1 protein-coding gene is annotated in these 504 nt (G+C 51.2%); it reads right to left on the bottom strand.

The features are described from left to right. Positions 1-123: 123 nt before the first annotated feature. Positions 124-504, bottom strand: a 381-nt coding sequence (locus tag CKL79_RS22765; protein ID WP_170944071.1) for a transposase, incomplete at its 5' end; no start/stop codon positions are given.

Here is a 504-nt window from a genome sequence, read left to right as displayed (position 1 = left end):
GACTTAGGATCGTGCATAGACTGAATGAAAGACACGCTTTGACCAGCTTCCAAAGATCTTGAGGCTTGTTGCCAATGCGTCTCATATTCGTCTTTAGGGACTCGCAAACAAATAATCTACCGTTCATATCGGAACAATCGTCACATCCCACTTAGGCAACGTCTCAGAGCGCTGCCACTGTTGCTCAAACGGCTCTAACTCATCTTTGGTCACCTTGACACCCTTCGGATAAGTCGCCTCGACTAGCTCAACCATGGGCTCGAAGCCATTCCAAGTCATGTTTGCCGCCCATCGTAAGGCTGTTTCAACGGTATCGAGGATAGCGCCATGCCAGTAGTTTTCTAGCGCCGCCCAACAGCGCTCTATCGGATTGTACTTGCTGTGATAAGGCGGATAGTAAACCAGGCGGATCTTCATCTGCTCGCGCTGCGCAAACTGCGCCATGCGCTTGATGAACTGGGTGCGCTGGCTTTTGACGGCAGGCCCATTGTCTAGGTCAATGAC

Source organism: Leptolyngbya sp. BC1307, from assembly GCF_002286735.1.
In the GTDB taxonomy this organism is placed as follows: domain Bacteria; phylum Cyanobacteriota; class Cyanobacteriia; order Phormidesmidales; family Phormidesmidaceae; genus Phormidesmis.
Note: the sequence above shows the minus strand (reverse complement) of the source record. Positions and strands in the feature narration are given on the sequence as shown.